The sequence below is a fragment of the Rothia sp. CCM 9419 genome (assembly GCF_048512815.1).
Classification (GTDB): Bacteria; Actinomycetota; Actinomycetes; order Actinomycetales; family Micrococcaceae; genus Rothia.
In genome coordinates this window covers 127,767-136,844 of record NZ_JBLXXY010000006.1, presented here as the reverse complement: position 1 = coordinate 136,844, position 9,078 = coordinate 127,767, and the positions used below count along the sequence as shown (strand labels likewise).

The window sequence follows — 9,078 nt, the reverse complement described above, 5'->3', positions numbered from 1 at the left end:
TCTGCAACTTGAAAAACGTAGATGCCGGTCACATTTTCAGAAAAAGATTCCCCTAAAAAGAACAAAACTACTAGTCAAGAGCGATATTTAGAAGTAAGAAAATAAAATTGTGATACAAAACAGCAATTACCGTCACTCTAAAAAGATAAAATCGATTCTAGGAACCTACTCATACAACAGCACTAAAGCATCACAGAAAGCCCAGAAATATTATGAACACCTTCATTGCCATCGACTTTGAAACTGCCAACGAACAACGTAAATCAGCATGCTCCATCGGTATGGTCAAATTTACGACCAACGGAGAAGTCATCGATACCTACTACACCCTCATCAAACCTCACCCCGAAGTACGATACTTCAACCCTATTAACAGCTGGGTTCACGGAATCACCGAAAAAGACATCGAAGACGCACCAGAATGGTCAGATATCGCAAAAGAAGTTGCTCAGTTCATTGGAGAGCATCCTATCGTTGCACACAACATGGCCTTCGACGGATATGTACTCTCTGACCTCAATCGTCTATACCAACAAAAACCAATCGAGAACCGACGATTCTGCACCCTACGCCTAGCCCGCAAAATTCTTGCATCCGAGATAGAACGTAAAAGCCTCGATAACGTCTACTACTATTATTTCCCCAACGAAGAATTCACACACCACCAAGCTATTTCAGATGCTATAGCCTGCGCCAAAATATTTGTTCGCATGCAGGAAGACTACCCATATGAACAAATCCAAGAGCTCTGCCCTCCAACACAAAATAATAGAAGCGGAAGTCTACAACGCCCAGGCCTCTATGCAGAACAGCTCTCAGCTCAAGAACTCATCGAAAGATATGGACAAACCCCCTGTTTAGAAGGAGAACGCATTGCTATAACAGGAACACTCAAACACGGCCAACGTAGTGCAGTGCAAGAACTTATCACCGTTCTCGGAGCAACAGCAGAAAAAAGCCTCACGAAGAAAACAACGTTACTCATCGTCGGAATACCCAGCCCTCAGCACGAAAAAGCAAACTCCAATGCATCACGAAAACTACTTAAAGCCACTGCCCTCAAAGAAGCAGGCTCACCAATACAAGTTCTCAGCGAAGAAGAATTCTTCAACAGGATTACACCATAGACCTTAAAAATTTATAAAAACCATAGTAGATTAAGGGACAAGCACAAAGAAGGGGTAGCCCACGATGAACCAAAACAAACACAACCCGTGGCAAAGAACGAACCCGTGGCAAAAGACATCTGTAGCTATCGCATTTCTACTTTTTGGTCTTGCCCTATGCATCGGAAACTTCAACGCAAAATACTACATCATCTACCAAAACTACTACCTCGGCATCTTTCTGATTATCCTTGGAATCATCACAGCACTACAAGCGGTACAAGCATTCCAAAGAAAAAGAACAAAGAAAACGACGAACACCATCATCAGTCGTATCAGCCGACTCTCCCCCAGTAAAATCATCTGGCCATTCGTCTGTTTCCTCATCGGCATAACGCTCTTCTCACAAGACGTCGATATGACCTTTGCTAAAATTCCACAGAATACCTTTACCGGAGCAGTTTTCATTGCGCTACCGTTTATTGCGATGATTCCAACTGTTTTCTTCTATATCCTCGATGTCGTTTACCAGAACACCAAGAAAAAATCATAGCCCCATACATCAGTGAGGCCCTCCCCTAGAAAACTAGAGGAGGGCCTGACTGTATATCAAGAACCTAACGAGTTACCTCAATAACCGCCATATTCTTCTTACCACGGCGAATCAGCGCGTACCGACCAAACAACAAATCATCAAGAGAAATCGCAGCGTCTTCGCCTTGAACCTTCACGTTATTAATCGAAGCGCCACCCTCTTTAAGGGTACGCCGCGCAGCAGATTTAGACTCAGACAAGCCACTCTCACATAAAACGTTAACCATATCTAGACCATCAACGTTCACACAGGCACGAGGAAGCTCAGCAGTAGCAGCAACAAGAGTATCCTCATCTAAATCAGAGAAAGAACCCTTCCCAAAAAGAGCCTCAGACGCAGCAATAACTTTCTGAGTTGCTTCAACACCATGAACTAACGACGTCACATCAAATGCCAGAGTCTTCTGCGCCAAACGCTTATGAGGCTCCTGCTCAACAGCAGCACCCAGTTGTTCAATCTCCTCACGAGTCTTAAACGTAAAGACTTTCAAACGATCCAAAACATCAGCGTCAGCAGTATTCAACCAGAACTGGTAGAACGCATATGGAGAGCACATCTGAGCGTCTAGCCAAATCGCGTTACCCTCAGACTTACCAAACTTTGTACCATCAGAATTCGTAATCAACGGAGTACCAATAGCATGCACGCTCTTGCTCTCCGTCTTACGAATCAGCTCCGTACCAGAAGTCAAATTGCCCCACTGATCAGAACCACCAGTTTGCAAAGTGCACCCATAACGACGGTTTAGCTCAAGGAAGTCATTACCCTGAAGCACCTGATACGAGAACTCCGTATAAGAAATACCCTCATCAGAGTTCAGACGTTTGGCAACGATCTCTTTCTTCACCATCGTGCCGACACGGAAGTTCTTACCAATCTCACGCAAAAAATCAATAGCAGAAAGCTCAGAAGTCCACTCAAGATTATTGACCATCTGAGCAGCATTCTCGCCCTCAAAATCTAAGAAACGCTCAATTTGAGTGCGAAGCTTACTCACCCATTCAGAGACAACATCACGAGAGTTCAAAACACGCTCAGAAGTCTGGCGAGGATCACCAATGAGCCCCGTTGCGCCGCCGACCAAGCCCAATGGTTTATGTCCAGCAAGCTGCAGACGACGCATCAACAACAGTTGAACCAAATGGCCCAGGTGCAAAGATGCAGCAGTTGGATCATAACCCGTATAAAAAGTAAGAGTCTGTTCTGAAAGGGCCTTCTCTAACGCTTGCTCATCAGTGCTCACATGTACTAAACCACGCCATTTAAGCTCCTGCCAGATATTCTCAAAAGAATCATCATTACGTTGCTGTTCTAACACGCTCACAGACATACTTACTCCTTCTTACGGTTCTCTCAACAAACCCATTATCCAAAAACTCAAGATACCGTCTCTAGTGTATCGACAAAACACTCCAAAACATGCTCAAACTATCACAAGCACACTCAACGGTACATGACATCTACTCTAAACCAGCAGGGAACTCTTCAGCACCGACCATATACAAACGCTGAGTTGGACGAGTCATCGCAACATACAAATCACCAATAGCGCCCTGCGAAGCCCGAATAATAGCTTGTGGCTCCACCACAATCACCACATCGAACTCCAAACCTTTAGACTCCCACGGTGTCAGAGCCAGAATCTGACGTTCTACAACTGTCATAGACGTACCAAAACGCTCACGATGATGCTCTGCCACAGCCTGAACCACCTGAGCATAATGTTCGTCTGTAACAATCACGCCGATTAGACCGCCACCGTTATTAACCTCATCGGTCACACAATCCACTATTGTCTGGTACAAAGAATCAGAAGAAACACGATGCAAAATAGGAGCCCACTGCCCCTGACGAACTGCACGAGGAGCATCTACCTGACGCCCAGCAGCTTGAGCAACAGCAACAGCAGCTTGAGCAATCTGCGCAGGAGTACGATAGTTCACCGTTAACGTCTCCAACGTCATACGATCCCCCACAAAAGGTTCTAACGCCTGTTCCCATGAAGAAGCGCTCTCCGCAGAAGAAGCCTGAGCAATATCCCCAACAATCGTCATAGACTTCATGGGACAACGGCGGAACAATACTCGCCACTGCATTGGAGTCAGCTCCTGAGCCTCATCCACCACAATGTGTCCATACGCCCATGTACGATCAGCATACGCAGCCTGAGCAGCGCTCATACGTTCAGGAGCCATAGCATAAGAATCAGCCAATTGTTCAGCAGTAATAACACCCTCAACACCATAATCGGTAAGCTGAGCATGAACATTTTCAAGAGTCTTCTTCGCATTCTCAAGATTAGAAAGATACTCTAAACGTGCACGAGCAGCAGCCGAAGCACCAACAACTTTCTCAAAATCTCCCAGAAGCTCAGCAGCTTCATCTAAAAGAGGCACATCAGCTTCAGTTAAAGGAGCATCCCATCTCCGTGCCAATAGTTGACGTTCATCAGCAGTAAATTCAGATAATGCAGAATCACGATAATGAGGTTTAGCAAAAAGCGAGCGCACCAAAGTCTCAGCAGATAGAGGCATCCATGCAAGGTTCAAGGCTTTACGCACGTCCATAGAAGAACGAACGTCTTCTTCCAGGTAAGGACGTTCAAGGCTCTGCCCAGAAGAAGAATCAAGTTGTTCTTGAAGCTGTTGAGTCAGCTCACGTATCAAAATTTTGACGAAGGTTTCACGAGCCTCATTATGAGGTTTTCCCGTAGAACGGGCACGGTCACGTGCTGCACGAACCATACGAGGAGTGAGCTTTAGCTGATTTGAGCCGACAGTTAAAAATTCCGTTTTATCAAGGGTTTTCTGACGGTCGCGTACGGCACGTTTGATAGCTTCAACCATACGTAAGTCGCCTTTGAGCTGATGAATTTTAGAGTCCTTTTCGGCAACAGCACGCACTCCAGGAAATAGCGTTGCCAAAGAGGACATCACTACGCCGGTCTCGCCGAGGGAAGGAAGCACACGGTCGATGTACCACATGAAAGAAGCGCTTGGACCAATAACGAGTACACCAGCGTTGTTGAGGCGTTCGCGGAAGGTGTACAGCAAATATGCGGCACGATGCAAGGCGACTGCTGTTTTACCGGTACCGGGGCCACCTTGAACGACTCGCACCCCCGATAAATCTGCACGAATGATGCGGTCTTGTTCTGATTGGATGGTCGCAACAATATCACCCATGCGTCCAGTGCGTTTGCGGTTCAAAGCTGCCAATAGTGCACCTTCACCGTGCAGAGTGCTCTCATCATCAAGGAGGGAGGAGTCAAGGATATCGTCCTCAATGGCGGTTACTTCACGGTGTTCAAGGGTGAGGTGTCGGCGTCGACGTACCCCGTTCCTGTCGAAAGCGGTAGCTTGATAGAAGGTGCCGGCTTCTGGGGCACGCCAGTCGGTGAGAAGTCTCTGGTAATCTTCAGAGACAATGCCGATACGGCCAATGTAGTGGGTTTTGTCGTCGTCAAAGTCTAGACGGCCGAATACTAAACGGTGATCTACTGCGTTGAGCTGGGCAAGACGGTCTTCGTAGTGCATGGCGTAGGCGTCTCGTTCTGAACGGTTCTGATGGTTACCGGCTTCTTGGTTGCGGTGTACATCGGAGATTTTTTGTTCTGTTTCGGCACGCATATGGTCTAAACGTTGATACAGCTTTTTGACGTAGGCACGTTCGAGATTTAGTGCTTGCATATAGGTTTCGTCGTTCCTCTGTTGAGCCGTAGACGTTGAAGGTGCGTTGAGGTTCTCGGTCATGCGTATTCTTTCTTTCGTTCAGAGGTGGCAAAGCATCTTTAAATTGAGGATGCTTGACGATTTGTGGTGCCGTTGCGGTGTTTAAACCGTTTTGTTGAGCTACTACTCTAGTGGAAATAGAAGGAGGAATAAGTTGTGTGTCGCTGTTTTACACAACTTATTCCCCCGTTAGTGGTTTTGGTGAGTCATCTATTATTCAGTCACGGTGCTGAGCGCTTCGATGGTGTAATTTCCGATGGCTTCGCGTCCACCGAGCCCGTCGAGTTCAAGAAGGACGCCGATACCAGCAACTTTGAGTTGGGCTTGTTCCATTAAGAATGCGGCAGCGGCGAGAGTGCCGCCTGTTGCGAGGAGGTCGTCGACGATGAGTACGCGTGTTCCTGCGGGGATATCGTCTCGGTGGATTTCAATGGCTGCGGAACCGTATTCGAGTTCGTATTCTTTGGTGAAGGTATCTCGAGGTAGTTTTCCGGCTTTGCGTACGGTCATCACTCCGGTGCCTGCAGCGTAAGCGATGGCGGATGCCATGAGGAATCCGCGGGCTTCAACACCTGCCACGATGTCGAAGGTTCCTTTAAAACGATGAACGAGTTCGTCAATGGAACGTTTAAACACCTCTGGATGAGCAAAAAGTGTTGTGACGTCGTAGAAGAGGATACCTTCTTTAGGGTAGTCCGGTATTTGTGCGCATGCGGCGGGAATTAACTCGTCGATGGGCATATCGGCAGATACATTCTGATGCATGAGTGATGTAAACCTTACGTGCCGTACGGTAACGGCGTTTATAACAGTAGAAAGTCCGTAGGAGATTATACGCCAAAAATCTTAGTGATACTGTGTAGTTTTTAAAATACCTTTGCAAAGGATGACAGCATACATATTTTTAGGTAATCTTCCACGGCTCTACGAGATGTTTTCGCGTCGCAAAGGTTCGGTGCGAAGCGAGTACCTCGAGAAGTTTTTCACGTTGCTCTGCAACAGCCTCTGGTGCTGTTCCACCTTGAGTTTTTCGGGAGTTGAGGGAACCTTCTAATGTGAGTATTTCACGTACACCAGCATGTAGGTGAGCGGAGATGTTCAGGTAGTCGTCTTCGCTAAGTTCCCATAACTCGCACTGGTTCTTTTCACAGCGTTGAACTACTTCTCCGGTTATTTCGTGTGCTTCTCGGAAGGGCACTCCTTCACGTACAAGCCATTCAGCGATGTCAGTAGCTAGGGCAAAACCTTGGGGCGCAAGCTCACTCATACGTTTAGTGTTAAAGCTCAACGTGGTAACCATGCCGGCAATAGCAGGTAAGAGAAGATGGAGCTGATCGATGGCGTCGAAGAGAGGTTCTTTATCTTCTTGTAAATCTCGGTTGTAGGCAAGCGGTAAAGCTTTGAGGGTGGCGAGGAGTCCGGTGAGATCGCCAATGATACGACCTGTTTTGCCACGAGCAAGCTCGGCGATATCTGGGTTTTTCTTCTGGGGCATAATCGATGAGCCGGTAGAGAAGGAGTCGTCGAGGGTCACGAAGGAAAATTCTTGAGTTGACCAAAGAATGATTTCTTCACAGAGGCGGGATAGGTCGATGGCAATCATCGACGTAATCCAAAGGAACTCTGCATAGACGTCACGTGAAGCTGTTGCGTCAAGAGAGTTATAGCTTGCAGAGCTGAACCCTAATTCTTGTGCAATAGATTCTGGGTCGAGTTCTAGAGAGGAGCCTGCGAGCGCACCTGATCCGTAGGGTGAGATGGCAGCTCTACGGTCCCAGTCTTGGAGGCGTTCGAGGTTTCGGCTGAGTGCCCAAGCGTGGGCGTAGAGGTGGTGGGATAGGAGGATAGGTTGTGCATGTTGTAGGTGGGTTCGTCCGGGCATGGGGACGTAGGGGTGTTGTTCTCCTTGGTGGAGTAGTGCGTCGATAACGTTCAGGAGGTGGGCGGAGAGCGAGGTTGCACTATCACGTAGGTACATTTTGCCGAGGGTTGCGATTTGGTCGTTGCGGGAGCGCCCGGCACGGAGCTTTCCGCCGAGTTGTTCTCCTGCCCGTTCGAGGAGTCCTTGCTCGAGAGAGCCATGAACGTCTTCGTGGTCTTCTGCTGGGGTGTAGGTTCCGTGACGGACGTCTTGTTCTAGTGTGTCTAGGGCGGTGAGCATCTGTTCTAGTTCGGCGTCGTTGAGTAGGTGTGCTCGGTGCAGGACGCGGGCGTGTGCTCGGGAACCAGCGATGTCGTAGGGTGCTAGTCGCCAGTCAAAATGAGTTGATTTGGAGAGTGCTGCTAGGGCTTCTGCTGGTCCTGAGGTGAACCGTCCGCCCCAGAGTGAACCGGAGTTGGTGCCGTGTTTTTGGTCTGAAGACATGGTTTGAGCCTTGATAGAGGGTGGTCGTGTATGTGGTTTAGGGGTTGAGGCGCTGGTCGCGTGCGGAGGCAACTTTTGAGGAGAGTCCGAAGATTTCGATGAATCCGCGTGCGTGTGCTTGGTTGAAGGAGTCACCTTCATCGTAGGTGGCGAGATTGAAGTCGTAGAGGGAGCTTGTGGAGCGTCGTCCGGTGACGACTGCTCGTCCGGCGTGTAGGTCCATGCGGATCTCTCCGTTGACCATTTGTTGGGTGTCTTGGATGAAAGCGTCGAGAGATTTTTTTAGGGGTGAGAACCATTGTCCGTCGTAGACGAGTTCACTCCAGCGTTGGCCAACAATTTTTTTGAAGCGTGCTTGTTCACGTTCAATGGTGACGTTTTCGAGTTCTCGGTGGGCTGCGATGAGTGCCATGGCCCCGGGCGCTTCGTAGATTTCTCGGGATTTGATGCCGACGAGGCGGTCTTCGACGATGTCGATTCTTCCAACGCCTTGTGCGCCGGCTCGGCGGTTCATTTCGGTGATGGCTTCTAGCGGCGTGACGGGTTTGTTGTCGATAGCGACGGGGATTCCTTGTTCGAAGGTGATGGTGAGGGTGTCTGGTGCTGGTGAGAAGGTGGGGTCGTCGGTGTAGTCGTAGACGTCTTTGGTCGGCGCATTCCAGATGTCTTCGAGGAATCCTGTTTCTACGGCTCGTCCCCAGACGTTTTGGTCGATGGAGAAGGGATTTTTCTTGGTGGTGACGATGGGTAGGTTGTTGTGTTCTGCGTAGTTGATTGCTTTTTCTCGGGTCAGCGCTAGGTCTCGTACTGGTGCTATACAGGTGAGTTCTGGTCCGAGGGTTTGAATGCCTACTTCGAAGCGGACTTGGTCATTGCCTTTTCCGGTGCATCCGTGAGCGACGGTGGTTGCATTGAATTTTTGGGCGGCTTGTACGAGGTGTTTGACGATGACGGGGCGCGATAGTGCGGAGACGAGCGGGTATGCGTCCATGTAGAGGGCGTTTGCTGCTAGTGCTGGCATGCAGTAGTCTGTGGCGAATTCTTCGCGTGCGTCTGCGATGTAGGCTTCGATGGCTCCGCAGTCTAGTGCTCGTTGGCGGATGGTTTCGAGGTCTTCTCCGCCTTGTCCTACGTCTACTGCTACGGCGATGACTTCTGCTCCGGTGGCTTCTGTAATCCAACCGATGGCTACGGATGTGTCTAGTCCGCCGGAGTATGCGAGGACGACGCGCTCTTTCATGGGGGGGTATTCCTTTTGTCTTGTTGATAGTGGGGTGGGTT

The 9,078-nt window shown here is 49.0% G+C and carries 7 protein-coding genes; 2 read left to right on the top strand and 5 right to left on the bottom strand.

Going from position 1 to position 9,078, the window contains the following annotated elements:
- Positions 1 to 212: 212 nt before the first annotated feature.
- A complete protein-coding gene (locus ACN08W_RS06630) occupies positions 213 to 1,127 on the top strand; it encodes an exonuclease domain-containing protein (RefSeq protein ID WP_419109085.1) in 915 nt (304 codons plus the stop codon).
- Between the two features lie 64 nt (positions 1,128 to 1,191).
- Positions 1,192 to 1,659, top strand: a complete 468-nt coding sequence (locus ACN08W_RS06625; protein WP_419107280.1) for a hypothetical protein — start codon at positions 1,192 to 1,194, stop codon at positions 1,657 to 1,659.
- A 64-nt stretch (positions 1,660 to 1,723) separates the two neighbouring features.
- Here the strand turns inward: ACN08W_RS06625 and tyrS are convergent, their stop codons facing one another.
- The 5 genes from tyrS to ACN08W_RS06600 form a co-directional block, all read right to left on the bottom strand.
- Entirely contained in the window at positions 1,724 to 3,031 is a 1,308-nt protein-coding gene (tyrS, locus tag ACN08W_RS06620) for a tyrosine--tRNA ligase (protein WP_419109084.1), read from the bottom strand.
- 130 nt (positions 3,032 to 3,161) lie between these two features.
- Positions 3,162 to 5,453: a HelD family protein gene (locus tag ACN08W_RS06615; RefSeq protein WP_419109083.1), complete on the bottom strand. Its 2,292-nt coding sequence runs from the start codon at positions 5,451 to 5,453 to the stop codon at positions 3,162 to 3,164.
- 192 nt (positions 5,454 to 5,645) lie between these two features.
- Positions 5,646 to 6,197 carry an adenine phosphoribosyltransferase gene (locus tag ACN08W_RS06610; protein WP_419102215.1) on the bottom strand — a complete coding sequence of 184 codons (552 nt, stop codon included), beginning with the start codon at positions 6,195 to 6,197 and terminating at the stop codon, positions 5,646 to 5,648.
- Between the two features lie 139 nt (positions 6,198 to 6,336).
- A complete protein-coding gene (argH, locus tag ACN08W_RS06605) occupies positions 6,337 to 7,797 on the bottom strand; it encodes an argininosuccinate lyase (RefSeq protein WP_419109082.1) in 1,461 nt (486 codons plus the stop codon).
- Between the two features lie 37 nt (positions 7,798 to 7,834).
- Positions 7,835 to 9,037 carry an argininosuccinate synthase gene (locus tag ACN08W_RS06600; protein ID WP_419109081.1) on the bottom strand — a complete coding sequence of 401 codons (1,203 nt, stop codon included), beginning with the start codon at positions 9,035 to 9,037 and terminating at the stop codon, positions 7,835 to 7,837.
- Positions 9,038 to 9,078 lie beyond the last annotated feature (41 nt).

Bases quoted from the DNA above. Each gene is read 5' to 3' on its own strand.
- ACN08W_RS06630 (WP_419109085.1), top strand. From the start codon at position 213: ATGAACACCTTCATTGCCATCGACTTTGAAACTGCCAACGAACAACGT.
- ACN08W_RS06625 (WP_419107280.1), top strand. From the start codon at position 1,192: ATGAACCAAAACAAACACAACCCGTGGCAAAGAACGAACCCGTGGCAA.
- tyrS (WP_419109084.1), bottom strand. From the start codon at position 3,031: ATGTCTGTGAGCGTGTTAGAACAGCAACGTAATGATGATTCTTTTGAG.
- ACN08W_RS06615 (WP_419109083.1), bottom strand. From the start codon at position 5,453: ATGACCGAGAACCTCAACGCACCTTCAACGTCTACGGCTCAACAGAGG.
- ACN08W_RS06610 (WP_419102215.1), bottom strand. From the start codon at position 6,197: ATGCATCAGAATGTATCTGCCGATATGCCCATCGACGAGTTAATTCCC.
- argH (WP_419109082.1), bottom strand. From the start codon at position 7,797: ATGTCTTCAGACCAAAAACACGGCACCAACTCCGGTTCACTCTGGGGC.
- ACN08W_RS06600 (WP_419109081.1), bottom strand. From the start codon at position 9,037: ATGAAAGAGCGCGTCGTCCTCGCATACTCCGGCGGACTAGACACATCC.